2 protein-coding genes are annotated in these 1,484 nt (G+C 33.4%); one reads left to right on the forward strand and one right to left on the reverse strand.

Annotated features, from left to right (window positions below; all coding sequences use genetic code 11):
• Nucleotides 1-1,157, reverse strand: a 1,157-nt coding sequence (locus ABJD66_RS09710) for a GH3 auxin-responsive promoter family protein (RefSeq protein WP_348130907.1), incomplete at its 3' end; no start/stop codon positions are given.
• 83 nt (nt 1,158-1,240) lie between these two features.
• Here ABJD66_RS09710 and ABJD66_RS09715 point away from each other — a divergent pair.
• Nucleotides 1,241-1,484 (forward strand): DUF2797 domain-containing protein (locus ABJD66_RS09715; RefSeq protein WP_348130910.1); only part of this gene is annotated, 244 nt, incomplete at its 3' end.

Genomic DNA, 1,484 nt, shown 5'->3' on the forward strand with positions numbered 1-1,484 from the left:
GCCTCTTCTGCATTTTCAATAATTAACTCCTCCCCAAAAACATTTATATGGTGCTTGGTACGACCTGTAATTTTTATTCTGTACGGACTAACTGATGTAAACCTTACTGTATCACCTATTTTATAACGCCACAAACCTGCATTAGTAGTAATTATAATAGCATAGTTTTTATGTAATTCCACATCCCAAAGTGCTATTACTTTTTGATCTTCAGCCCCATATGCATCCATCGGAATAAATTCATAAAAAATACCATAATCTAACATCAACAATAAATCATCTGCATTGTTCCTATCCTGTATAGCAAAGAACCCTTCAGATGCATTATAAATTTCATAATAGTTAAACTGTTTACGCGGCAATAAGGCTTTGTATTGATCTTTATAAGGGCTAAAACTTACACCTCCGTGAAAATAAACCTCAAGATTTTCCCAAACCTCAAACAAATGACTTCTACCTGTTTGCTCTAACATATTGTTAAGCAACACCAACATCCAAGATGGCACACCCGCTAAACTTGTAACATTTTCTAGTTTACTTTCGTTAATAATTGCATCTAACTTCGTTTCCCATTCGCTCATTAAAGACACTTTATTACTTGGCGTACTACTCATTTCTGCCCAAAAAGGCATATTATCAATTAGTATAGCAGATAAATCTCCAAAAAAGCTCCCATTATCCTCGTATAAATCTTTACTACCACCTAAACGCAAACTCTTGCCTGTAAACAATTGTGAGTTTTCGTTATTATTAAGGTACAAGCACAATAAATCTTTACCAGATTTAAAATGACAATCTTCTAAAGCCTCAGAACTAACTGGTATAAACTTACTTTTAGCATTAGTTGTTCCGCTACTTTTAGCAAACCACTTTATACTTGTAGGCCAAAAAATGTTTTGTTCCCCCCTTCTAGTTCGCTCTACAAAAGGCTCTACTTCCTCATAAGAAACAATTGGCACACGAGCAGCAAATTCTTTGTAATTTGTGATAGACGCAAAGTCGTACTGCCTACCAACCTCAGTATCTTTAGCAATACTAAGCAACTTAAACATTACTTCTTCCTGAACCTCAGCTGGGTATTTTAAAAAAAGTTCTATTTGGTGATACCGCTTTTTTAGCAACCAAGAAGCAATAGAATTAACAAAAGGTATTGACATTTTTAGGTATCTTTATCCTGAAAATTTTCAGTAGTTATTTTGATAAAAATAGCCCATACAACTTTAATATTCAAATACATTTTATGCAGTACCAAGGTGTTTTACAAAAAATGCAAACCGAGAACGGAAACCCTATACAATATTATTTAGTTTTTGAGAATGATTTTTTAAATGTTAATCAGATTTTAAACAAATCTGTAGAAATTTCATTTATAAAACACCAATGCCTTAATTGCAAGTTAGACAAGCCCATATACAGACAAGGTTTTTGCAAATCGTGTTTTTTTGAGATTCCAACCGCAGGAGATTGGATTATGAGACCAGAGT

It is taken from the genome of Cellulophaga sp. (assembly GCF_039943695.1).
Lineage (GTDB): Bacteria > Bacteroidota > Bacteroidia > Flavobacteriales > Flavobacteriaceae > Cellulophaga.